The organism is Thioclava litoralis, assembly GCF_045278885.1.
GTDB lineage: Bacteria > Pseudomonadota > Alphaproteobacteria > Rhodobacterales > Rhodobacteraceae > Thioclava > Thioclava litoralis.
In genome coordinates this window covers 1,857,987-1,882,048 of record NZ_CP135443.1, presented here as the reverse complement: position 1 = coordinate 1,882,048, position 24,062 = coordinate 1,857,987, and the positions used below count along the sequence as shown (strand labels likewise).

Here is a 24,062-nt window from a genome sequence, read left to right as displayed (position 1 = left end):
GCGGGTCAGGTGTCTCTCAAGACCATGTTTTCGGTGTTGCTGGGCCAGCCCGCATCTATGTCATACGACCCACCGCTATCGATGGCCGCAACCAGCTCGGCCTCGCGGGCAAAGCAGTCGCTGACGTGCTGGCGCATGGCGTAGAAGAAGGCCATGACGCCCGCGAAGTCGAGCGCCTGATACTGACCGTCCGCAAATTTGAAGTTCAGCGAATAGGCCGACACCTGCGCATCGCTCAGGCCGCCGATATAGGTCACCTCGTTCGTGACCAGCGACCGCGAATATTCGTCGGTCTTCATCGGCAGGTTCATAAAGACGATGCCGCCATCCATGACGGTGTTGCGCTTGACCCGGACGGCCTCCTTGGCAGCGTCTGCGACCTCCGTATCGGTGCGAGGATCAACCCACGCCTTCGCGTCCCAATCCCACTCATAGGCAGGGTCGGGGTTTTCGGGGAACGCCACAGGCGCACCGTCCGCGACATAGTAGGTCCGCCCCGAATAGCGGCCTTCCAGCAGCGCCTCCGTATCGGCAACAGCAGGCTCTCCCGCCGCATCCGGCAGACGCATGGTCCGCAAGATCTGCCCGCTGGCGGGGGCGTAGATGGTGTAATCCATGCTCACCTCTTGAGATAGACGATTGAGAAATTGAGATAGTTGACGGTCGAGGATCGGAAGTTTGTGGCCCAGACCCTGATCGTTTTTGTGCCTGCCGAAAACGGCGCCATGAAGACGAGGGGGTCGCCGTCATAGGTCCAGTAGAAACCAGTTTGCGCAAACGTCTCCGTCTTGCCGCCATAGATATACCGATCAAAACTTTCCTCCGGCACGGTGATCCGCCACGCATATTCCTTGGCATTGTCGAGGTTGATCATCCCGTAGTTATCGGCGCTCAGGAACACCAAGCTATCCACTGGAATTTCCAGCGTGAACTCGGCTTGCAGATAATAGCGGTCGTTCGCACAGCCATTCGGACAGGTGATTTCGTAGCTTTCCGAATACGAGACAGACCCCTTTGCAAGGTTGAGCGTGTCAACGGTCAGCTCAGCGATATGCGCCCCTGTGATCGAGGCCAGCTCGATATTGGCCGCACCAACCCGCAGATCTGTCACGTCGATCTGGTCAGCCGTGACCAGACCGAAGAACTGCGAAATTTCGCCGTCGAACTGCAGGACGTCAGACGTGAATTTCAGCACCGACCGCGATGCACCATCGCCCCCATCCTGCGCCACGCCCGAGATCGAGAACACCCCGCCCGAGCCTGCGGTGCCGGTCACGGACCACGATGCCGCAACTTTACCGCCTAACGTGGCCAGAGCCTGCGCCTGCTGTGTCACCGTGGCCGAGCTACCATCGGCCTGCACATCCAGCCCCGTGAGGAACTGGCCGAAAGCCGTGCCTGCGAGCGCATCGAGGTCAAGCCCCTTGATCTCTTCGAGGCTGCCGGACAGGCCGGAAATAGAGGCGTTAAACTCCTCCTTCGCCGCTGCAATCGCGCTGTCCTGCTCCGAAGTGGTCACGTAGTTGGTCAGCAGCGTGGATTTGATCTGCCCGTCAGCGCCACGAATGGTGGCATCGTAGGTCGCGATTTTCGATGCCGTGGCCGTGTCCGCTGCCGATTTGTTGTAGTAATTTTCCGACAGGTTGGTGCTGATCGCCTGATCGCCCGCCTCGTAAGCCGTGGTGAGATCCTGCGATGCCTGAGCAACAGCTTCCACACCGTCGGCTTTCAGCCAGTAGAGATTGGTCAGCGTGGCCTCTGTGTCCGCACGCACGTCCTCTGCGGCGGTAATGTCCTCCGTCTTGATGATGGCGACCTCATAAATCACCCCCGACTCTGCCCGCGATGCCGCACAATAGACGAACGGCAGGATATAGGCCGAAGCGCCCGTGCTGGACCATTCGAAGGCAACCTCGGTCCATGCGCCCCCTGCCGGTGTGGTCATGTTGGTATTGAGGATGTTTGCCGAGGCATAGGCGTAGTTTTCGTCGTAGACCCGCACGACAAAGATTAGCGCGGTCTCAGAATTGCTGACAGCATCGCCAGCGTGTCGCGCAACAACGGTTGTGCGATATTTGCGGATCTCGCTGTTGCGCAAATATCCACGCGGCGCGAGGTGCTTGTTGACCGTGATACTCCCGTCAATCTGCGCGACGTATCCATAGAGATTGGACAGCCGGAACGTGACAGCAGGATCGAGGCCCCCTTTGTTCGCAGGCGCTCCGCTCAGGCTATTGGTCCAGTGCAGCCCCTGTTCGCGGAAATCCGACACCGAAAGAGGGCTTTCCGCCGATTGCAATGTGGCCGTGTCCGCCGCCTTATAAGCCGCAGTCAGCGCCTGCGTCAGCGCAGCATTGGCCGCTTCTGCATCCGATTGCGTCAGATAGGTTTCCGCCACAGAGGCCAGCACATTGCTGTCGGCCGATTTATACGCGGCGTCCATATCGCTGATGCGCTGAGCAAGTGCGCCCTCGCGTTCCACCACCACCGCATCCTGATCCGCGATAGCGGCGCTGATCGCATCCGCGACCAGACCCGTTGCCAGCTCCTCGTCCGTTGCGGGACGCACATTAACGCGGTGCACCTTGAAGCTCACCGGCGTATCCGTATCGTCCGTTCCCCAGTTGCAGATCAGATAGAGGTAGTGCGAAACCGAGTTCTCGCGCGTTGCCCCATCGGGTCGCGTGACAACATAGCGCAGGCGCTGCATCTGCCCGATCGCGTCCTCGTAATTCGGATCATCCGACACGAAATGCTCCACGCGTCGGTTGCTGATCTGCGGGCTGGTATTGTTGTCCCACAGGAGCTTGGTGCCGCTAAGCGAGCCAGACAGCAGCGTGACGTCCAGCTCGATCACATGCCCCGCGCCGCCCACTGAGGTGAACGCGCCAGCGGTGAATTGCAGACCCGGACGCGATGCCTCGTCGGGCGCGGTCAACGTCCACGTCTTGCCGAGCGGATAAATCTCGTTGTCCGCAGAGGTGACAGTGCCATCCGCACCCCAGCGCGACACGTAGCTACCGAGATAGATGTCCCGCATGATGCTATCCGTGCCGATACCGATAGCAGCCGACAGGTTCGTCTGAGACAGGGCAAACGCATCATCCAGCGCGGATTTTGCTGCATAGGTTGCATTCGCCGTTGCCAAGGCGTCTGCGTCGGCCTCCTTATAGGCACTGGTCACATCCGCCGCAGATTGCGTGATTGCACCCGTCAGATCGGTGATTGCCTGCGCAAGATTGTCAGATGCCGTCTGTTTGTTGGCATCAATCTCCTGCTGCACACCATCGAAGACCTCAGTCAGCGTGCCATCAAAATCGCTGGTCAGCGCGTCGAATTCATCCCGCACCGCCGCTGCCGCCGTGGCTGCGTCTGCCGCGTCCTGCTGGGCCTGCGCAATCCCATCCGCAGCCGCATTGGCCGCGTCCAGCGCCGCGTTGACCTCGGGCGAGAGGTCGCTGCCAGATAGATAGACTGCGGGCGTCGTGAGCGTCACCCACTCCGACCAGTCGGACGCGGGCGTCAGGTCAGACAGCAGCCGACCGCGCGCCTGATAGGTTGTCGCAGGCAGGATGGCCGCGTCATATGTCCAGACCAGATCGTCATTGATCGGCAGGGCCTGATCGATGGACACACTTCCCCCGTCAACTGCCAGCTGCACATGCAGGGCCGTCAGGCCGGTGGTTTCGTCGTCGGCCACGGAAAACCGGATCGCCGCGCGGCGGTCGGTCCCGCCCGCGTCCTGCACCGTGACCGGCACGGCGGCAAAGGTATCGATCCCCTGCACCGGCACCGTCGGGTTTACGGGCGTGGTGATCACATAGGGCAGCTCGAAATCCGACGACCAGTCGTAATCGGACGGGTCGGCCTCGGTGAGATTGACCTGCACATTGAGCGCGGGCGTGATCGTGATCGAGCCGCCGAGGAACATTTTGTCAACGTAGCCATTGCGCGCCGACGACCACGAGAGCGCATCCAGAGGCTCCAGCGCCACGGCATTGGGCGGCAGCACAAAGACGTGCACTCCAAAGCGCCGGTAATCCTCCAGCTGGGCCCGCATGAGGCGCTGCACTTGGTCGGCATAGGGGACGCAGGAATAGGTCATGGACGTGGGCAGATACCGCCCGCCATCCGCTGCCGTGGCCGTGGCGCTGACATATTCAGCCGCGTCCTTGGTGGCCCATTTCTCGGCAGGCTCGGGATAGGTGGCGGTCAGCGCGTTATAGGTATTCGTCATCGCCGGGAACGGCGTCAACGTCTGCCCCTCGGTGATCAGAATGCTCTCGTCGGTGATCGAGGCAGCCGAGGTCACAGGCACATCGACCATCGGTTTGACGACACCGCCAACCTCGGCAAAGCGCATATTCGCCCCCTGCCCGATCTGCTCCAGCACAGCGGCAGGCACCATATCCACGGTGATTTTGGCACCGGTGCGATAGCGCGGTTCGGTCGCACCATCCGACAACGTCACGGTCTCGTCGCAGCTATTGGCCGCCGCGATCCATGCATCCGGAGGCAGACGCCATGCGGCGAGGTTCTTGCCGCCCCAGATCCACTCGCCAAACGGATCAGCCCCGTTCACCCCGTGCCAGTAGATGCCGCGAATGATGTTATAGGCCTGAATGGCGGGATTATGATCGCCCGTGCCGGTCCACGTCGTCGGATCATCCCAACGCTCCGGCCCATACCCGCCATTGGTGCCGTCATTGCGCAGGTCATAGAGGCGCAAGGGCGGCGGCACGAACGTATTCGTGGGCGGCGAGGTCATCGTCTGCGGATCGAAATAGTAATAGCAGATCGCATAGGATTTGCCGGTGCCGACCATATCGGCGGTCCACGGGTAATCCGGATCATCGCTGCACAGATAGACGAGTTGCGGATCGGCAGCGAGCTGCGTGCCGTCCACGTATTTGACCAGCATGCGGTCGCGGGCCGAAGCCCCCGAACCCTCGCGGAAATTCTTCACCGGATAGCCGATGATCTGGTCAGCCGAGTAATCGGTCGAGCTGTTCACCCCGCCCTTCTTGAACCACGACCAGTTGCCTCCGACCGAAATCGCGGGATTGTCCCAATCGATCCGCGCCTCTTCGTCATTCACCCACAGCGTGGGCGTGCCGATCTGCGGCAGACAGGACAGCTCGACCACCTCGGCAATGATGCGCGACCCCTCATTGGCGACGTATTTGCGCACGCCGCCGGTCGAGGACAGGCCCAGCGTGAAGGAAAGCGACGCATCGTCTCCCAGCTCGACCTGACTCGACCCCGCCTCGACACCGGAAGCGGTCTTGCTGGTCAACGCCGCCGACAAAAGCGAGGCAGCCGCCGAAACCGCGATCCGGCCAAACGACGTTGCAAGCAATGCGCTGGCCGCATTTGCCGCGACCGACCAGAGACTGGCCCCATTGGCCAGCAGCGCCCACGAGACCGGGCCAGCATGTGCCGGAACCGCGCTGACGGCGATCAGCGCGGTGGAAATCAGAAGCAATTTTTTCATTGGGGTCAGACCTTGAAGGCGCGGGTCATCATTCGGCGCGGGACAATGCCGCGCCCGTTCGGGGTAAGGATGTTGATGTGCGACACATCGACAAGGCCCACGGCCTCGGAGAGCGGGCCATCAACGGGAACAACGCAAATGTCGCCCATATTAACCTTGGAAAGTCGTTCATGCTCCGGCAGGCGTGAAGCAACAGCAGCGCCCAAGCTATCAAAGCCCATATCGGCCAGTAAGGCCGCCGCCGTTTCGGGGCTGTCGTATCGCCCGCGCAGATCGGCCACGATATCCTCGCCGGTCATCGCCAGCACGGCCCCGCCGCCAAGGCCGACAACGCAATCATGAGTGCCCCAGACATGTGCCAACGGTGTCTGACGCGAAATTTCGTCACGCAACCGCGACCGCCAGTTGTTAAATCTTTTCATAGCATTACTCGTTGAATTTTATCTGGCGGCTGGTGACGGTGGATGCATACTCTACGAAGCGGTCACCGCTATTCCGTCGTTTTTGGTGCTGGTCCGACGACTTCGCGGGGTTGATCTGCCGCATCTGCGTGATGATCTCGGACTGGATCGTCAATGTGATCGACCCCTCCCCGCCAACCGCAGGCGTCACAAGCGGTGCCTCGTCCACGATCCCCGCGAACATCAGAACCGGCATCGAGGCCATGCCGCCCCCCGAGCGCAACCCGACATGGATCTCGACCGGCGCGCCCTTGATGATGTGACCGCGAAGCATGGACTGTGCCGCATCGGCAATCTGGCTCATGGTCACATTGACGGTCTTCGAGGTCAAATCCGCGACGTAGGTGATGGACCCGACAGACAGCCCGCAGCCGCCAATATGGGTGCGCGCCTCAATGGTGCCGTCCACGCGTGGCATATCCAGCGGCAGGTCATAACTACCTGTCCAGAACGGAAAGGCCACGGTCTCGCCTGTGTCGCGATCCGTGGCCTCTACCGTGACGAACCAGACCGGCTCGATACCATGCTCCGGTGCGTCCTGTAGCGCGGCGATGAAGCCTGCGGGGAGGTCACGCATTACTGGGGGCCTCCGCTGCTGGCGTCCAAGGCCTGCTGGATGGCGTCGCGCAGGCTGGCATCCAGCTGGGTAATAGCGCATGCGAGCGACTGCACCTCGCTGCGCAGCGCGACCACTTCGTTTTCTAGTGCCTCGATGCGGAGCTGGTCGTCAGTCTTCACCTTCCCCGTTCCGGTAAAAGCCTTCAGCCCATACGCGGTGGTATACACCCGGGAAGCGTCCTCGACGGACGTCACCTCAACCCCAAGCGTGATGGCGTCTGTTTTTCCTTTAAGCGTGTGTTCGGTCATGGTTTCTGCCTCAATGTCAGGGTTTTCTCACCCACCCGATTGCCCGGAAGAGCTGCAGATGCTGCGGGATCAACAAGCATCATTTTCAGATAAGGCTTAGCCAGTTCAACCACTGCCCCGGCAGCAAGGATCATGGGCGGGAAAGGATAGACCGGAACCGGTCCTGCAACGCCGCTGTCGTCAGCAGTGACATCCTCATCAAACTCGGCAAACCAAATATGACCGCCATAAACGACGGATAACCGATGGCCAGCCAGAATGTCCGTGCCAGGGGCAAGCCCTGATAAGGTGATCGCCGTTCGATCGGTCGAGAAGGACGAGATTACCACCCCACTCTGATCGAGCCCTTTATACATCGGGTCTGCGAATAAAAGGGTGCGATTGGTGCCGAGGCGGCGCATCTTCGCATCAAATGCCCGCCCTTCAGCGTGGGTCAGAAAACGTGGAATACCAACCTGCGCCGTCCATAGCGGTTCAGCCAGTTCTGCAGACCAAAACTGGCCCGAACCCACACCGCTGGTTTCCTCGTTGCGTTGCAGATCCATTGTACAGGACGACGGTATAATCAGATCGGAAATCCACCCCAGATCCGCAGGGAAAGAAATTGCCATCAACGCCTCCAATCTTCCCGAGTGATGCCAACTACACGAGCGGGCAGCTGTTCATCATAAGCCGCCAACGCCGAAACGATCTGATCCGCCACACCTGCCTGTGCGCCGCGCGCGTCAATCGAGATGTTACGCACGACGGTGGCCGCCCCGCTGCCCGCCGACTTTCTAAGCGCCGCCTGGGCCTGTGGAACATTCAAAATAGCCCCGTTTTGCGAGGGCACGAATATCTCACTGTTCGGCGTGTTCTCATTGACCAGATAGGCCGACCCCGCGCCGACCCCACCGCCAGTTGCACGCTTGCCGGAAAGCAGACTCGTAGCACTTGAAAATAGACCGCCGAGCAAGCCGCCACCGCTGCCCGAAGCGAAAACGCCCTCGTTAAAGAGTGCCGCTTGCAACGCCGCCTTAGCGATGGACTTGGCCAGATCCTCGAATACGCCCGACAGGCTTTCACCCGAAACGATCGCATCAAGGAAGCCGTCTTTCAGGTCGTCGGTCAGGTTATCGACAAAAGCCTGCTGATCCGAAAGCTGCTTATGCTTCTCGGTCAGGTTTCCGATTGCCTCGGCCTGCGCGTTGATCTTCGCGTTAAGCTCGTCATCGACCGCCAGTCCGCGCCGCTTGGCTTCATCCAGAAGCGCCCACCGCGCTTGCAGCTCGGCCACCTGAGCACCGGACTTGCCGAGCAAGTCCATCTGGCGCTCGATACGCAGAAGATCCTCGTCGGAGGCGGCAAAGAGACCGGGCTTGGCCTTCTTCGACTTGCTACCATTTGCGGCCTTCTTGGCTGCCGCCTCGGCGGCAGCCTGCTCCTTCTGCCATGCGATCAGAGCCTGACGGTTCTGCTCGGTTGCCACAGCATTCTCGATGAAGGCCTTGCGTTGCTCATTCACGACATTGACGACAGTCGGATCAGGGCCTGCCGGAAGGTCGGTCTGGCTGTCGAATTGCAGGCCCGCCAGGGCGGCCGCTCGGCCAGTCGGATTGTCCTTATACTGCAATTCGATCTGCGAACGTTGCAGGTCGTTGATCCCCTGCGCCGAGAGCTGAATAGCGTTATTGACTGCGCGCTGCAATTCGTCGGCAATGCGCCCGGCCGAACTGGCGGCACCATCCAGCGCCCCCGAGGCCTGCCCCGCCGCACCCGTGAGGTCGGACGCTGCCACGCCAGCCTTTGACAGTTGCTCGTAAAGCTCGCGCGCCTCGTCCGACATATCCGCAGCTGGCCCGAGAGTGCTCTGCAGCGTATCTGCCAGCTCGCGCGCGGCCTGTGCCTGAGCTTCCGGCCCCTTGGCCGTCTGCAGCTTCTCGAGACCGCCAGCGACTTGCAAAGCCGCGCCTTGCGTGATCTTCAGCTTCTCGGCCAGGTCATCCAGCGTGCGCGTGTCAAAGCCGCCGAGGTTCAGCCCATTGACGAGATCCAGAAGCTGCGCATTGGGCTGCAGGTTCTCAGATTGCAGTTTCCCAAACTTCTCCGAGATCGCATCGAGCGTTGTGTCGAGCGAGTCCTGCGCATTGGCCTTGTTGATCTGCTCCAGCGCCTCGAAAAAGTCCCGCGCCGCGTCCGTCGCCTTACCATATTTCTCGGCCAGATCCGCCGTCGGCATGGTCGCATTCTCGACCGCCGATCGGTAATCCTTCACGGCTCCCTCGAGGCTCTTGACCTTTTCGTCAAGCGTCTGCGCCTTTTCGCCCGCGCTCAGGAACGTCCCCGCAAGCGGCAGCGCCACCGCTGCGACGACACCGAGAACAGCCCCGAGCGCACCAAAGCCGCCCAGAAGCTGCGGCATCTGCTGGCCGAGCGCGGTCGTGGCCGCTGTCCCTGCCGAGATCTGCACAAACAAATCCTGCAGCTGATAACTGACGTTCTGGATCTGGCCACGAGCTGACGGCGAAATGCCGGAGAAAGATTTGGCCATTTTCACATTAGAGGCCGTGACTTTATTGGCAGTCGCCACAACTGCGCCACCCGCTGACGTGCTGGCTCGTGCAAGGTCGGCGTTCAGAGACCCCAGAGCCTTCTCGTAAGCCCCCACCGAAAGCTCAGGCTTGATCCGGTTTAACTCGGCAAGCTGCGCATTGTACTTCTGCTGCGCGGCATAAAGTGGGTCATACTTATTGCGAAGACGGTCCAATTCAGCGGAAAACGCTCCAGCGCTCTGTTCCGCGCTGTTAAATCCCGTGACCGTCTTAGCATTACTGCGAACAAATGCCTGCTCAGAGCTGTTCGCTGCCTTGAGCGCCCGAGCCTCGATCCGCGCGAGCTGCTTCACAAACTTCTGCTCGGTCAGGCCAATCGGGATTTCAAGACCCGCTTCCGCTTCCGTTACCATTCCACATATCTCCGAGTTCGCACAGCGCGTCATAATCCGCATCTGTCATCGGCCCACCCTCATGAGCATGGCCTTTGCCCTGCGACCTGTTCCAACCATCAAGGCAGGCCAGATATTCCCAGAGCGTCATTTCCTTGATCTGCGACGGGGCGAAACCCATCACGGCACCATTGCCGATGATGCGCGAAAACCTCAGTCGGCCCCCATCTCCACCGCCGCCTGATCCTCCCCCACGGGGTCATGCTCCTTGCCTGCCAGCGCATTGCTGATGATGGTGAAGGCCAGCAAGTTCAGCTCACCAATGTCCCCGTCAGAAAAGGCCTGATCGGCCTTTCGCTGCGCTTCCTTGCGATCCATCCCCGCCCCGATTAGCCCTAGGCGGACGCAATCAAGAGTTTCACGTATACGGACGGGTGCATAGGCAAGGCTGCCTCGCGCCCGCCCAAGCGAGAGCCGGTATCGGAGATCGAGAACTCCGTCTGACGTGCTATCGTCCAGCGCGTTCAGTTCGCCGAGACGAAGGAGGAATTCATCCTCCCCGCCCGGCCAGTTCAGAATAACCGGCTGTGTCATCAGGTCACCGTATTATAAGTAAGCTCGCCATCGGACACGACAGAGACGGTGCATTGCGCCTTGTTGCCGCGCTCGCCGCTCGTTTCGAAACTGGTGACGTGAACCTTGCCTTCCCAGAAGCGCCCGTTGTTGGTGTCGGTTGCTTTGCCGACATAGATCCGCGCCTTGATACTGTCCGTGGTGTTGAAAGCAGCCCACCAATTGTCAAGCGCCTCGGCAGCAAGGATGCCGGAACCGTTCGCTGAGAAATCGAGACTTTCGACACCGCGCTCGATCCACGCCGGAAGCTCGGGATCGTCGCAGTCAGGCACGGTCACATCCTGCGTGTTTTTCGAGAAGGTCACCGTATGGCTATTCAGGCCGCAGGGACGGAGGAACGTGCCGGGGTTTGCTGTATCTTCCAAGAAGATCGCAACCGACGAACCCACAAACGTGGTCGGTTTGGCCATATCAGGCTCCTAGATTTTGGATTGCCTTGCCCAAGGGCCGATATGGGCGCAGGGACTATTCCCTGATCTCTTCGATGCGGGAGCCAGCTTTCAAACGGCAAGCCCGCGTCAATCCGCGCCGGATCTGACCCGCGCAGAACCGATGCCAGTGAAGACGGGATCAAAGCACTGCTCGCGGAGCTGTCCAACGATAGCCGAGACCCAGTCAAACGCTGCGCGATCGACGTCATTCGCGCTCTGTCCGGCGAGATAGAGGCTTTGAGTAGCAAGCAAAAAACCGAAAAGGACAATTGAATGTACCTACTTCTAACAGTCGTTCTTTTGGGCGGAGCAACCGCCAGCGATAGCAAGATCGGGTTTTGGCGTTCAATGATCTGGCCGTGGTATCTGGGCAAAAAACTCGCGGACTGGGCGCTGAAAGACTGAGAAAAGACAGCGATAAACAAGGAGGTATCCATGAAAGCAGCACGACCGACCAAAACCGCCATCCAGCGCGCCATCTCTGCATGCCGAGAGGAAGGTATGGCCGCCGATGTGGTGGAGATCCTGCCAGATGGCACGATCCGTATCAGCCAAGCGGCATCGCGCCCCGCGGCAACCCGCCAGCAAGACGACAATCGCAAACCTCTACAGTGGTGAAATGAAGATCAATCTGCCCGGTCTACTGATTGAAAAACTACCCTCCGGAAACCTTCGATACCGCGTCCGCGTCGAGAAACAGGCGTCAAAACGGATCATCCTCACGGTCACCCCGGAACACCCCCAGTTTATGGAGGTCTATCTCGCCGCGCGCGTGGGCATCAAGATCGAGCCGGAAGCCACCGCCGAAGAACGCGCCATCCGTGGTTCTGTGGGCTGGCTAGCGGCAAAGCATATCGCCGCCTTGGAGCAAGACGTGAAATCTGGCGCGGCCTCGCCGCTTACGTTGAAGAAACGCAAGCAGGTGATGAAAGTCCTGACCGAGCGCTACGCAGATTATTCTCTCGCGATGCCGACCTCCAAAGTCATCGAGCTGCGCGACGAGTTCTCCGCGACACCGGCATGGGCTGACAGCATCGTCGAGGGCATCCGATCGATGTATCGATGGGCGGCAGAACGCGAACTGTCTGACGTAAACCCCGCCGCTGGCATTCGACGGATCGATCAAGGCAAAGGGGGCGCGGTGCCGTGGACCGCCGATGACTTGCGCAAGTATCGCAACAAGTTCCCCGCTGGCACAACCCAGCACCTTGCGCTCACCATCTTCATGTTCACCGCCTGTCGGATCGGCGATGCCATCCTTCTGGGCCGACAGCATGAAACAATGATCGAAGGCGTCAGGGCAATCAGCTGGAAGCCGAGAAAGAAAGGATCAGCACCGGTCACAATCCCGATGTTGCCGCCGCTTTACAAAGCAACCCGCGCCGTCGAGCACACGAGCAAGACTTACCTAGCCAACAGCAAAGGCGAGCCCTTCGCGACACCCGATTCCCTTGGCCAAATGTTCCGGCGCTGGTGCCGTGACGCCGGGCTGGAGAACCGCAGCGCGCACGGCATCCGCAAGGCCGCAGGCCATCTCTTGGCGCAGGAAGGATGCTCACAATACCAGATCATGACTATCCACGGTCACACGAGCGCGAAGACATCCGAGATCTACACCAAAGGCGTCGAGCGATGGAAAATGGCGCGCGATGCAATGGCCATGTTGGAGCATATGAATTGGTAAAGTGTCCCACGGCCCGTTTCAACGTGGGACATATCAGGGGCAAAGCCCTGTAAAACAAACAGAATTTTAGGAGGATTGGAGCGGGCGGCGGGAATCGAACCCGCGTCATTAGCTTGGAAGGCTAAGGTCTTACCACTACACAACGCCCGCGTAGTGGGAGAGTGGATATAGAAGCGACAGCCGCGATGCAAGCCCCTTTCCGATCTGCGTCGGGGGAAGTTTTGCATCTCTCTCGCGGCCTCTTGCCAGAGCGCGATGAACTCATTAGCTGGCATGTTCCGCCGCTTTGAACAGTGGCGCGCACCTGCCTGAAAGAGACGCCCATGCCCTGCCTTGCCATCGACTTCGGAACCTCCAATAGCGCCCTTGCCGTCTTGGAGACTGACGGCATCCGCCGCCTGACCGTGGAAGACGGGCAGGACACCCTGCCCACGGCGGTGTTCTTTCCCGAAGACGGCAGCGAGATGCGGATCGGGCGCGCGGCAGGCGAGGCGCTGATCGAAGGCGATGCCGGACGCTATATGCGGGCGCTCAAAAGCGTTCTGGGCACGGAGCTTCTGCACGAGGAACGGCGCATTGGCCGCAAACGGCAAAGCCTTGCCCAGATCATCACGATTTTCCTGATCCGCCTGCGCGAGGAGGCAGAAGCCCAGACGGGGGTGCGTTTCACCGAGGTTCTCTCGGGCCGCCCCGTGGCCTTCCACGACGACCCCCAACGCCATGCCCGCGCCGAAGCCGATCTGCGCGCCTGCTATCTGGCGGCGGGTTTCGAGACGGTGCGGTTCCTGCCCGAGCCCGAAGCGGCCGCCTTGGCGGCAGGCCATTCCGAACGCGCCAGCGAGACCGGACTGATCATCGATATCGGCGGCGGCACCTCGGATTTCTCGGTCTACCGTCGCGAGGGAAAAGAGATCCGCATCCTCGCCAGCCACGGCATCCGGCTGGGCGGCACCGATTTCGACCATGCGCTTTCGCTGGCCCGCGCGATGCCCGAACTCGGTCTGGGCGGCACGTTGAAACGCGAGATGGGCGACGGCACCCTGCCCGTACCGCGCGGGATCTATGTCGATCTGTCGCGCTGGGAAAAGATCCCCTTTGTCTACACGCCGGAAACCCGTCGCCTCGTGGCCGATATGGCGCGCAACGCGCTGGACCCGCTGCGCATCGGGCGTCTGGCGCGGGTGGTGGACGAACAGCTTGGCCATGAACTGGCCTTTGCCGTTGAAAGCGGCAAGATCGCGGCAAATTCGAACGCCGCACAGGCCGCCATCCGAATGGGCATGATCGAGCCCAAGCTCGAGGTCCGCCTGACCCGTGGCATGCTCAACGCCGCGCTCAGCCAGCATCAGGAAGCACTGCGCAATGCGATCTACCAGACGCTGATGCAGGCACAACTGGCCCCGCAAATGCTGGATGCGGTGGTGCTGGTAGGCGGCTCCAGCCTGATGGCGCTTGTCGCCGAAGAGGCACAATCGATCTGCCCCAACGCCCAATTACGCAAGGCCGAAGCGTTCACTGCCGTGATCGACGGGCTGGCGCTGGCCACGGCCAACTTCACACCCTGACCATTTTTGCAGCATTGTGCCTTGCGCGCGCAATGCGTCTGCATAAGTGCACCGTTTTTCCCGAAGTTTGGCATTGGAAAAACACGCAAAAGATATACACCTTCCTTAAATAAGCTTGCTAATAGTTAGAGTGCTAACCCAGAGGAGCGCCATGACCCGCCTTGATGACCGTATGGTCTTGAACAGTATGGTTTTTTTAAACCGCCGCTTGCGTAAGGCCTTTGACGCCCGTGCCAGCGCGTTGGGTCTGACCTTTGCCCGCGCACAAGCATTGCTACAAATCGCCCGCAATGAGGGCAGCAGCCAGACCGAGCTTGCCGAGGCCCTGCGCATCGAAACCCCGACCCTGAACCGCACGCTGGACAGTCTGGAACAGACCGGTTTCATCGAACGGCGCGCTGTCGAGGGCGACCGGCGTGTGCGGCGCGTGTTCCTGACCGATCTGTCGAAAGATAAGGCCGCCGATATCCTGCAATACACGAATACGCTGCGGCACGACCTGTTCCACAACCTGTCCGACGAGGAATTCGCCCAGCTTTACGAGCTGGTGCAACGTCTGCACGTCAATCTGGACGATATGGCAAAAAATGTCTGAGACACCGCATCTACATATCCCGGGTGTGAACCCGAACCCGCGCGACCCCTCGCCCAAAGAGCAGCGCCCGCCGCCGCCCTTCGAGCCGAAGCCGCGCCTGCATGTTCTGGGATATGTGACGGCGTCCATCTGCGTGGCCATCGCCATGTCGCTCAGCCAGGGGTTCGTAACGGCCAATTCGCAACGCATTGCCGGTGACCTCGGAGCCAGCCAGACCGAGGCCCTATGGCTGACGGCGGCCTATATGATCCCCCGCGCCTCGCTGTCGCTGATGCTGGTCAAACTGCGCACCCAATACGGCCTGCGCAATTTCGCCATTCTATCGGTGGCCTGTTTTGCGCTGATCAACTTCGCGACCCTCTGGGTGGACGGGTTGCATAGCGCCATCGTGGTCGAATTCTTCGCAGGCTGCGCCTCGGCCCCGCTGGCCTCGGTTGCGGTGCTCTACATGCTGGAGATCATGCCCCTGCCCAAGAAAACCACCTTGGGCCTGCCACTGGTCATGACCTTCATTCTGGTCGGCACTCCGCTGGCCTATGCAATTTCGCCCAGCCTCTATCACCATTTCAACTTCCTCTCGCTCCGGCAGATGGAATTCGGACTTTCGCTGCTGATGATCGCGCTGATCTACATCCTGCCTCTGTCCCCCATGCCGCGCGCACCGGTTATTTCGGTAATGGATGTGCTGACCTTCGGGTTGCTGGCCATCGGCTTCGGGTCGATCGTGGTGCTGTTTTTCTGGGGCACCACCGTATGGTGGACCGATGCGACATGGCTGGGCGGCGTCGCCGCGCTGGCTGTCACCTGCCTCACCGCCTTCGTGGCGATAGAGCTCAAACGCGAGCGCCCGCTGATCGATCTGCGCTGGCTGGCCTCCTGGCCGATCCTGCGGCTTGCTGCGGCACTGTTTCTGATGCGGATGCTGCTGAGCGAACAGACCGTTGGCATTCCACGCCTTTTGAACACGCTGGGCTACAGCAATGACCAAGAGCAGCTTCTGTTCCTGATCGTGACCATCGCCACCATCTCGGGGGGGATCGTCTGCGCCCTGACCTTCAAGATGGAGCGCATGCCCGAAATGCACATGGCCGCGCTGGCGATGATGGCGGTCGGGCTGGCAATGGATACACGCGTGACAGCACAATATGGCCCGCAGCAGTTCTTCCTCAGTCAGGCCATGCTGGGCTTTGCCTCGACGATCTTCCTGCCGACGGCTATGGCCAACGGGGTGATGAGCGCCTTCAAGCGCAGCCCGAACTACCTGCTCAGTTTCATTGCCGTCTTTCTGGCCAGCCAGAGCCTTGGCGCGGTGATCGGATCGGGGGTCTTCCGCTCGATGGTCCAGCTGCGCACCAATCTGCATACGCAACTGCTGAACGAGCAACTGAGGGATGGTGCCCCCATCGTCACCAGCACGATGACCCAGCTCAAGGCCCTTTACGCCACCACCTCGGCGGACCCCACCATCATCAAGGCCGAGGCCCTGACGGCCCTGTCCAACAGTGTCAGCGTGCAAGCCAATGTGCTGGCCTATGCCGATGCATTCCGCGCCCTCAATTATCTGGCTCTGGCCACGCTGGCCTGCCTGATCCTCCACTATCTCTGGACCAAACGCCAAGAGCGTCTCCAGACGCAAACCGCATGAGTCCCCAATGTCCGTAAAACGTTACCTTCCCTCGCTTATCGCTCTTGCTTTCGGACTGATCGGCCTGTCGATCATCCTCTATGCATGGCAGATCCCCCCCTTCCGCAGTTCTGTCGCACAGACGAATGATGCCTATATCCGCGGTCGCCTGACCTCGATCGCCCCGCAGCTTTCGGGCTTCATCACCGACGTTCCGGTGCAGGATTTCCAGGTAGTGAAAAAAGGCGATGTGCTGGCCAAGATCGATGACCGGCAATATGTGCAGGCCCTCAATCAGGCGCAGGCCAATCTGGATTCCGCCAAAGCCGCGCTGGCCAACAACACCCAAGACATCCGTTCGGCCGAGGCCACGATTGAATCCCGCAAGGCCTCGCAGGATTCCGCGCAGGCCTCGGTGGCCACCACCGAGCGCGAATGGCAGCGCGCCTCGCGCCTGAAAGACAAGAGCTACCTCTCGCAATCGGATGCCGATGACGCGCAGCTTGCCCTGCAACAGGCCAAAGCCTCGCTGGAAGAGGCCATTGCCGCCCGCCATGTTGCGGAAGAGGATCTGAAATCGGTCAAGATGGACACCCAGACCCTGCAAGCCAGCGTCGAAAGCGCACAAGCCGCCTTGGAACTGGCGCGGATCAACCTTGAACACACCACCATCACCGCCCCGATAGACGGTCGGCTGGGCCAGATCGGGGTGCGCGGCGGGCAATATGTGGCGGCAGGCACCACGTTGATGAGCCTCGTAGGCACGGATGTCTGGGTCATTGCCAACTTCAAGGAAACCAAGCTGCAGGGCATGGCGCTGGGGCAGCCGGTGCGTTTCACGGTCGATGCGCTTGGCGGCAAAGCCTTTACTGGCCATCTGGAAGGGTTCTCGCCCGCCACCGGATCGGAATTCTCGGTCCTTTCAAGCTCGAACGCCACCGGCAATTTCACCAAGATCGCCCAACGCGTGCCCGTGCGGATCACGATTGATGCGGGACAGGACGGGGCCGAAAAGCTGGTGCCCGGTCTGTCGGTGGTGGTCGATATCTCCCGCGAGTAAGACCGCCCGCCACGCCGCGCCCTCACATGGCGGTGAGGGATTGTGAGGTTTTTGCGGAACCCAACCTGCCCCCGTTTGTTGCCCTGTCTGGAGCGCCGCGTCCCGAGCGGCGCGCAGACCCGCCAAAACAACAAGCGAAAACAAAGGGACAGGCCAGATATGGCAGATAATCTCCAGCAGGAACGCCTGCTGTTCTTTCCAAAGGTTCATAAACGCGTCTTTTCGGTCTCGGCGATTCTGATCGTCGGCTTCATCATCTATGGCGCGCTGTTTAACGATCAGGCAAATGCCCTTTTCGGCGGTTTGCAGACATGGTTCGCCACCAATCTCGGCTGGGCGATCATTATCGAGATGAATCTCTTCGTCATCGCCGCGATCTATCTGGCGTTTGGACGCTTCGGCGATATCCGGCTTGGACGGATGAATGAAAAACCTGCCTACGGGCTGTTCAGCTGGACCGCCATGCTGTTTTCGGCAGGCATCGGCATCGGGCTGATCTACTGGGGGGTTGCAGAGCCGCTTTACCACTATTTCGCACCGCCGGTCGGCACGCCCGAAACCGAAGAGGCCGCCAAACAGGCGATGGTCATCTCGTTCCTGCATTGGGGCATCCACGGCTGGGCGATTTATGCCGTGATCGGGCTTGCACTGGCCTATTTCCATTTCCGCAAGGGGCTGCCGCTGACCATCCGCTCGGCGCTCTATCCCATTCTGGGCGAGCGCATCTTCGGCAAATGGGGCGATGCGGTGGATATCCTTGCCGTTTTCGGCACCATGTTCGGCATCGTGACCTCGCTGGGCCTCGGGGCAATGCAGATCAATTCGGGTCTGGGCGATCTGTTCGGCTGGGAACAGTCGATCCTGACACAGGTCATCATCATCGCCCTGATCACGCTTGCGGCGACCATCTCGGTCGTAGCGGGGCTTGATGCGGGGATCAAACGGCTCTCGAACCTCAATATCGGCCTCTCGATGGTCTTCTTGCTGTTCATGCTGATCGTCGGCCCCACCATCTTCATCTTCGATCTCTATGTGCAGAGCTATGGCGATTACATCTCGCACTTCATCAGCTGGGCCACGTGGACCGAAGCCTATAATGAAAAAAGCACATGGCAGAACAGCTGGACGATCTTCTACTGGGCATGGTGGGTCAGCTGGTCGCCCTTCGTGGGGGTTTTCATCGCACGGATCTCACGCGGGCGCACCATCCGCGAATTCGTGCTGGGCGTGATGCTGCTGCCAAGCTCGATCATGTTTTTCTGGTTCTGCGCCTTTGGCGGCACCGCGCTGAATATCTCGCTGGGCGGGGATAACACGCTGGTCGAGGCCACCAGACAGGCTTACGGGCAGGCCATGTTCGCCCTTCTGGACTATTTCCCGATGTCGAACCTCACCTCCGGTTTCGCGATGATCCTGATCGTGATGTGGTTCGTCACCTCCTCGGATTCGGGCTCCTTCGTGATCGACATGCTGACCGCAGGCGGCGACCCGAACCCGCCCAAGATCCAGCGGATCTTCTGGGCCGTGACCGAAGGCTGCGTGGCGGCGGTGCTCCTGATCGCGGGCGGGCTGAACGCGCTACAGGCGGCGGCCGTGGTCGCGGGCTTCCCCTTCGCGGTGGTGTGCTTCCTGATCCTGATCGGGCTTCTGAAGGCGCTGCGTTGGGACACGCTGATGATCTACCGCCACAACCAGATCTATCGCAATGACGACGAGGCCGACCATGCCATGCCGCCCGAACTGCCCGGCGATCTTTACGGCGCGGACCCGACCCCACCGCCCGAGATGGCACCGGCAAAAGACTGACCGACGCAGGGGGCAGGTCCGCAGACCTGCCCTTTGACCTTTCTGCGCTCGGCCATGCTTTATTCGGGCCGCCTCTCACTCGGGCCTGTCTGTGCACAAGGCGGGAGGGCTGGACTTCACAGGAAAGCTGGCTCACAAATCGGGGCAGATTTCTCTGGCAGATCCGGTCCGCACCGATCAGCTCTGCCGACAGCCGAAAGTGCCGCTATGACCTCCGATCCGCTGACCCTCGCCCGCGCCCGTGCCAAAGCGCCCGATTTCACTCAGGTCTTCACAGGCCCCGTGCCCGGGCCATCGGATGGGCCGCTGGACGGTCTGACCGTGGCGGTCAAGGACCTCTTTGATGTGCAAGGCTACCAGACCCGCGCGGGTTCCAAAGCCCGTGACACCCGCCCGCTGGCGACAAAAGATGCCCTTGCCGTCGCGCGAATGCGTGCGGCAGGCGCGGGGCTTGTCGGCCACACCAATATGACGGAATTCGCCTATTCCGGCCTCGGGCAGAACCCGCATTACGGCACCCCTTTGACACCGTTGATCGCGGGTGCGATTGCCGGAGGGTCGACCTCGGGCGGGGCGTCCGCTGTGGCGCGTGGCGTGGCCGATATCGCGCTTGGCACGGATACAGGCGGCTCGCTGCGCATTCCTGCTGCGTTTTGCGGGATTATCGGCTTCAAACCCACCGCTGACGATGTGCCCCGCGACGGTGCCGTGGCGCTGTCACATACACTGGATAGCGTTGGGGTGATGGCACGCGATGCGCTGACCCTCCATGCCGCGATGGAAGTGCTGCGCGATGCCCCCTATGACGAGGCCGAACTGCCGCAAGAGCTGATCCTGCCGCGCAGCTTTGGCCGCGATGCGCTGGACCCGCAGGTGGCAGAGGCCTTCGAGGATGCGCGGGAGGTGCTGACAGAGGCGGGCTACCGCATCATCGAAATGGACCTACCGTTCCTCGACCTCTATCGCCAGCTCGAGATCTGGCATTTCTCGGCGGTCGAATCGCGGCTCCATCACGCAAGCGAATATGCCGAACTCCACGACCGTATTGATTCACGTGTCACAAAACGCATGGCGCGCGCCGATGAGGTCACCGCGCCCGATTACGCCCGTAGCCTGCTCTTGCGCGAAACGATCGCCCGCAGCGCCAAGCGCGAGCTTCTGGGCCGCGCGATCGTGCTGCCGACCACGCCGATCCTGCCGCCGCAGCTTTCGGCGCTGGAGGACGAAGAGGCGTTCAACCGCCTCAACCAGCTGGCGCTGCGCAACACGTCGCTGGCCAATGTGATCGACGGTTGTGCGATATCCCTGCCGCTGCCCCATGCCGGCGTCGGGCTGATGCTGGTGGCGGCGCGGCACGAGGATGCCAAGCTGATCCATGCCGCGCATGAGCTGGCTCCCTTGCTGGCCGCCTGCGCCGTGCCGGAGGAAGGCACGATAGATAAAAGCTATCAAAACTAGCAGAACAATCAATTTCATATAATCTGCGGAACGTGACAATGTGCGTCCAAGGGTTAAATCCCGAACCGGATCGTAAAGAACCGGCCTCCCAAACCGAAAGACGAGGACACGACAATGGCTCTCATCAATACCAAGATCAAACCGTTCGCCGCCAAAGCCTTCAAGCAAGGCAAATTCATCGACGTGACCGACGCCGATATCGCGGGCAAATGGGCAGTGTTCTTCTTCTACCCTGCCGATTTCACCTTCGTTTGCCCGACCGAACTGGGCGACGTGGCCGACCATTATGCCGAGCTGCAGAAAATGGGCGTGGAAGTGTTCTCGGTCTCGACCGACACCCACTTCACCCATAAAGCATGGCACGAATCCTCCGATACCATCGTGAAGATCCAATATGCGATGATCGGCGACCCGACCGGCGCGATCACCCGCAATTTCGAAGTGATGCGCGAAGATGAAGGTCTGGCAGATCGTGGCACCTTCATCGTGGACCCCGATGGTGTGATCCAGGCGATGGAAATCACCGCAGAAGGGATCGGCCGTGATGCCTCCGACCTCGTGCGCAAGATCAAGGCTGCACAATATGTGCGCGCGCATCCGGGCGAAGTCTGCCCCGCCAAATGGAAAGAAGGCGAGAAAACCCTCGCACCGTCGCTCGAACTCGTCGGCAAAATCTGATCCGTCAGGATCACGAACATCGCCTCTGCGCCCCTTGCGCAGAGGTTCCCCTGCCAAAGCTCGATGCCGATCACTGCGCCGCAAGGACGCAGAGCGCACGTTTTGGTCCTCCCCCAGACATTCGGAGTTCTCCCATGCTCGACAGCACGCTCAAGACCCAACTTTCCGCCTATCTCGAACGGCTGGTGCGTCCGGTCGTTCTGACCGCCTCGACCAATGACACGGCCCGCTCTGCCGAAATGGTCGAGCTGCTGACCGAGATCGCGGAACTCAATGACAAAGTGTCGGTCGCCGTTGATGGCACCGATATCCGCAAGCCCTCCTTCAGCCTGACCTCGCCGGGGGTCGATATTTCGCTGACTTTCGCAGGCCTGCCGATGGGCCATGAATTCACCTCGCTGGTGCTGGCGCTTTTGCAGGTGGGGGGCTATCCGCCGAAAGTCGAACAGGAGCTGATCGACCAGATCAAAGAGATCGACGGTCAGTTCACCTTCGAAACCTATTTCTCGCAAAGCTGCCAGAACTGCCCCGATGTGGTGCAGGCGCTGAACCTGATGGCCGTGCTGAACCCCAATGTAAAACATGTGGCCATTGACGGTTCGGACTTTCAGGACGAGGTCAACGCCCGCGAGGTGATGAGCGTGCCAACCGTCTACCTGAACGGCGAGGTCTTCGGACAGGGCCGGATGGAACTGGGCGAGATCGTCGCGAAAATCGATACCGGATCGGCAGACAAGGCCGCCGCCAGGATCAATGCCAAGGACGCGTTCGACGTGCTCGTGGTCGGTGGTGGCCCCGCCGGTGCCGCTGCCGCCGTCTATGCCGCCCGCAAAGGTATCCGCACCGGTGTGGCCGCCCAGCGTTTCGGCGGTCAGGTGCTGGATACCATGTCCATCGAGAACCTGATTTCGGTGCCGCACACCGAAGGCCCGAAACTGGCGATGGCACTGGAACAGCACGTCAAGGAATATGACGTGGACATCATGAACCTGCAAACCGCAACCGGTCTTGCCCGCAAGGGGGATCTGGTTGAGGTCACGCTGGAAAGCGGCGCCGTTCTGAAGTCCAAATCGGTGATCCTCTCGACCGGTGCCCGCTGGCGCCAGATGAATGTGCCCGGCGAGAACGAATACAAGAACAAGGGCGTGGCCTATTGCCCCCATTGTGACGGCCCGCTGTTCAAAGGCAAGCGCACGGCAGTGATCGGCGGCGGCAATTCGGGCGTCGAGGCGGCAATCGACCTTGCGGGCATCGTGGCGCATGTGACGCTGATCGAGTTCGACACCAAGCTGCGTGCCGATCAGGTGCTGCAGGACAAACTGCGCAGCCTGCCGAACGTCACGATCATCATGAACGCCCTGACCACCGAAGTCACCGGTGACGGCACCAAAGTGAACGGTCTGGCCTATCGCGACCGCACCACCGGCGAGGACCACCATGTCGCGCTCGAAGGCATCTTCGTGCAGATCGGCCTGCTGCCGAATACCGACTTCCTCAAAGGCACCGTCGATCTGAGCCCGCGTGGCGAGATTATCATCGATGCGCATGGCGCAACCTCGATGGATGGCGTCTTTGCTGCCGGTGACTGCACCACCACGCCCTATAAGCAGATCGTCATTGCGATGGGGCTCGGGGCAACGGCGGCCTTGGGCGCCTTCGACCACCTGATCCGCACGTCTGTTCCGGCAGAAACCGCCGCGAAAAAAGAAGAGGTCGCCGCGTAATCGTGCACCACTCACGGTAAAGGCCGCGGTTCTGCCCGTCAGGACCGCGGTTTTTTATGCGCCTTGTTCTGGCCTCTTTACTTGCGCCGGTAAATGTCACAGGTCTTTGCCCATGACATTGCGCGAACTCCAATATCTGGTCGAACTGGCCCGCCTGCGGAATTTCCGTCGTGCGGCAGAGATGTGCAATGTCAGCCAGCCCACTCTCTCGACCCAGCTGCGCAAGCTCGAAGAAAGCCTTGGCGTCCAGTTGATCGAGCGGAGCAAACGGCAGGTGTTGCTGACCCCGGTGGGCGAGGAAATCGTGGCCCGTGCGCAGAAGATGCTGGACGAGGCCCGCGATATCCGCGCCATCGCCGAACGCAACCGCGCCCCCGATACGGGCCGCCTGCGGCTTGGGGCATTCCCGACGCTTGGCCCCTATCTTCTTCCGGCCCTGCTGCCCGAAATCGCGCGCAAATTCCCCAAGCTGCAGTTGCAGCTCTTTGAAGAGAAAAGCGAAACGCTTCTGGGGCTATTGCGCAGTGGTGATCTGGATGCCGCCCTTCTGGCACTGCCGATCGAGGATCCGACCCTCCAGACCCAGCCACTTTTCGAGGAACCCTTCCTGCTGGCCGTGCCGCAAGGCCATCGGCTGGCGCATAGCGGGCCGCTATATCTCGCCGATCTGGGGGCCGAGGAAATGATGCTGCTGGAAGATGGCCACTGCCTGCGCGATCAGGCGGTCAGCCTGTGCAACCGCTGGGGCCTTGACGAGATCGAGGGCTTCCGCGCCACCAGCCTCGAGACCCTGCGCCAGATGGTGGCAGCGGGCATGGGAATTACACTGCTGCCCAAGCTCGCCACCGAAGGCCCGATGGCCGCCAGCGCCGTCATGAGCCTGATCCCCCTCGCCGACATCCCCGAACCGGGACGGCAGATCGGTATGATCTGGCGGCGCAGCTCCTATATGGTGCCGCTTCTCCGCCAGATCGCGAAGATCACCGCACAAGTCGCCAAGACACGGCTTGGCCAGCAAAGCAAAAGCACCACATAAACAGCGAGATCAAACGCCGTGCA

21 protein-coding genes and 1 tRNA gene are annotated in these 24,062 nt (G+C 60.7%); 11 read left to right on the top strand and 11 right to left on the bottom strand.

The window, feature by feature from the left end; genetic code table 11:
* Window positions 1-5: 5 nt before the first annotated feature.
* From RPE78_RS09190 to RPE78_RS09145, 10 genes are read right to left on the bottom strand one after another with little or no spacing between them, the layout of a single operon-like run.
* Window positions 6-617: a hypothetical protein gene (locus RPE78_RS09190; protein ID WP_406720374.1), complete on the bottom strand. Its 612-nt coding sequence runs from the start codon at window positions 615-617 to the stop codon at window positions 6-8.
* 2 nt (window positions 618-619) lie between these two features.
* Entirely contained in the window at window positions 620-5,494 is a 4,875-nt protein-coding gene (locus RPE78_RS09185) for a hypothetical protein (RefSeq protein ID WP_406720373.1), read from the bottom strand.
* Between the two features lie 5 nt (window positions 5,495-5,499).
* On the bottom strand, window positions 5,500-5,916 hold the full coding sequence (locus RPE78_RS09180; protein WP_406720372.1) for a DUF6950 family protein: 417 nt from the start codon (window positions 5,914-5,916) through the stop codon (window positions 5,500-5,502).
* A gap of 4 nt (window positions 5,917-5,920) precedes the next feature.
* Entirely contained in the window at window positions 5,921-6,532 is a 612-nt protein-coding gene (locus tag RPE78_RS09175) for a hypothetical protein (RefSeq protein WP_406720371.1), read from the bottom strand.
* Window positions 6,532-6,822, bottom strand: a complete 291-nt coding sequence (locus RPE78_RS09170) for a hypothetical protein (protein WP_406720370.1) — start codon at window positions 6,820-6,822, stop codon at window positions 6,532-6,534. Before RPE78_RS09170 ends, RPE78_RS09175 begins: the two co-directional genes overlap by 1 nt.
* Window positions 6,819-7,433 carry a hypothetical protein gene (locus RPE78_RS09165; protein WP_406720369.1) on the bottom strand — a complete coding sequence of 205 codons (615 nt, stop codon included), beginning with the start codon at window positions 7,431-7,433 and terminating at the stop codon, window positions 6,819-6,821. The genes RPE78_RS09170 and RPE78_RS09165 overlap by 4 nt, the downstream gene beginning before the upstream one ends.
* The gene (locus RPE78_RS09160; protein ID WP_406720368.1) at window positions 7,433-9,766 is read right to left on the bottom strand and encodes a hypothetical protein; all 2,334 of its coding nucleotides are present in this window, start codon (window positions 9,764-9,766) and stop codon (window positions 7,433-7,435) included. The genes RPE78_RS09165 and RPE78_RS09160 overlap by 1 nt, the downstream gene beginning before the upstream one ends.
* Window positions 9,738-9,926, bottom strand: coding sequence for a hypothetical protein (locus RPE78_RS09155; RefSeq protein ID WP_406720367.1), 189 nt, complete (start codon window positions 9,924-9,926; stop codon window positions 9,738-9,740). The genes RPE78_RS09160 and RPE78_RS09155 overlap by 29 nt, the downstream gene beginning before the upstream one ends.
* Before the next feature lie 32 nt (window positions 9,927-9,958).
* Window positions 9,959-10,339, bottom strand: a complete 381-nt coding sequence (locus RPE78_RS09150) for a GTA-gp10 family protein (protein ID WP_406720366.1) — start codon at window positions 10,337-10,339, stop codon at window positions 9,959-9,961.
* On the bottom strand, window positions 10,339-10,788 hold the full coding sequence (locus tag RPE78_RS09145) for a phage tail tube protein (protein ID WP_406720365.1): 450 nt from the start codon (window positions 10,786-10,788) through the stop codon (window positions 10,339-10,341). The genes RPE78_RS09150 and RPE78_RS09145 overlap by 1 nt, the downstream gene beginning before the upstream one ends.
* Window positions 10,789-11,244: 456 nt before the next feature.
* On the opposite strand from RPE78_RS09145, the gene RPE78_RS09140 reads away from it, so the two are divergent.
* Entirely contained in the window at window positions 11,245-11,427 is a 183-nt protein-coding gene (locus RPE78_RS09140) for a hypothetical protein (RefSeq protein ID WP_406720364.1), read from the top strand.
* 1 nt (window position 11,428) lies between these two features.
* Entirely contained in the window at window positions 11,429-12,493 is a 1,065-nt protein-coding gene (locus tag RPE78_RS09135) for a tyrosine-type recombinase/integrase (protein ID WP_406720363.1), read from the top strand.
* Window positions 12,494-12,569: 76 nt separating this feature from the next.
* Here the strand turns inward: RPE78_RS09135 and RPE78_RS09130 are convergent.
* A tRNA-Gly gene (locus tag RPE78_RS09130) sits at window positions 12,570-12,643 on the bottom strand.
* Window positions 12,644-12,816: 173 nt separating this feature from the next.
* On the opposite strand from RPE78_RS09130, the gene RPE78_RS09125 reads away from it, so the two are divergent.
* The 9 genes from RPE78_RS09125 to RPE78_RS09085 all read left to right on the top strand — a co-directional run bounded on the left by RPE78_RS09125 (window position 12,817) and on the right by RPE78_RS09085 (window position 24,039).
* Entirely contained in the window at window positions 12,817-14,058 is a 1,242-nt protein-coding gene (locus RPE78_RS09125) for an Hsp70 family protein (protein ID WP_339109194.1), read from the top strand.
* A 151-nt stretch (window positions 14,059-14,209) separates the two neighbouring features.
* Entirely contained in the window at window positions 14,210-14,653 is a 444-nt protein-coding gene (locus RPE78_RS09120; protein WP_339109193.1) for a MarR family transcriptional regulator, read from the top strand.
* Complete coding sequence (locus RPE78_RS09115) at window positions 14,646-16,298, top strand: MFS transporter (protein ID WP_406720362.1); 1,653 nt, start codon at window positions 14,646-14,648, stop codon at window positions 16,296-16,298. Before RPE78_RS09120 ends, RPE78_RS09115 begins: the two co-directional genes overlap by 8 nt.
* A 7-nt stretch (window positions 16,299-16,305) precedes the next feature.
* Complete coding sequence (locus tag RPE78_RS09110) at window positions 16,306-17,337, top strand: HlyD family secretion protein (protein ID WP_339109191.1); 1,032 nt, start codon at window positions 16,306-16,308, stop codon at window positions 17,335-17,337.
* 159 nt (window positions 17,338-17,496) lie between these two features.
* On the top strand, window positions 17,497-19,143 hold the full coding sequence (locus RPE78_RS09105; RefSeq protein WP_339109190.1) for a BCCT family transporter: 1,647 nt from the start codon (window positions 17,497-17,499) through the stop codon (window positions 19,141-19,143).
* Between the two features lie 207 nt (window positions 19,144-19,350).
* Window positions 19,351-20,601 (top strand): amidase family protein, encoded by a 1,251-nt coding sequence (locus RPE78_RS09100; protein WP_406720361.1) that lies wholly within the window; start codon window positions 19,351-19,353, stop codon window positions 20,599-20,601.
* Between the two features lie 114 nt (window positions 20,602-20,715).
* Window positions 20,716-21,279, top strand: coding sequence for an alkyl hydroperoxide reductase subunit C (ahpC, locus tag RPE78_RS09095; protein ID WP_339109188.1), 564 nt, complete (start codon window positions 20,716-20,718; stop codon window positions 21,277-21,279).
* Between the two features lie 134 nt (window positions 21,280-21,413).
* Window positions 21,414-23,003: an alkyl hydroperoxide reductase subunit F gene (gene ahpF / locus RPE78_RS09090; protein WP_406720360.1), complete on the top strand. Its 1,590-nt coding sequence runs from the start codon at window positions 21,414-21,416 to the stop codon at window positions 23,001-23,003.
* 112 nt (window positions 23,004-23,115) lie between these two features.
* Window positions 23,116-24,039: a LysR substrate-binding domain-containing protein gene (locus RPE78_RS09085; RefSeq protein ID WP_406720359.1), complete on the top strand. Its 924-nt coding sequence runs from the start codon at window positions 23,116-23,118 to the stop codon at window positions 24,037-24,039.
* Window positions 24,040-24,062 lie beyond the last annotated feature (23 nt).